This window comes from Bradyrhizobium sp. CCBAU 11361, from assembly GCF_028128935.1.
Taxonomy (GTDB): domain Bacteria; phylum Pseudomonadota; class Alphaproteobacteria; order Rhizobiales; family Xanthobacteraceae; genus Bradyrhizobium; species Bradyrhizobium niftali.
In genome coordinates, this window is record NZ_LBJZ01000029.1 from 1 (window position 1) to 241 (window position 241).

Here is a 241-nt window from a genome sequence, read left to right on the forward strand (position 1 = left end):
GGCGTAATAGCTGTTGTCGACGCGTACGGTGGTGTCGTCGCAGACAGTCCGGACGACTTCGGTGAAGATGCGGAAGGGAGCGACAGGCAGCGGCCGCAGGTGCGGCTTCTCTTCCTGGAACATCGCCTCGACCTGACGGCGCGTGCTGCCGTGGATGCGTTTGGAAGCCCAGTTCTCCTCCCAGTGCCTCAAGAACTCGTTTTGCGCCTCCAGCGTCTCGAAGCGCCGTCCGGCCAGCGCA

General features: G+C 63.9%; 1 pseudogene. It reads right to left on the reverse strand.

The annotated features are described in order from the left end of the window. A pseudogene (locus tag XI08_RS09685) lies at positions 1-241 on the reverse strand (IS21 family transposase); the annotation flags it as partial.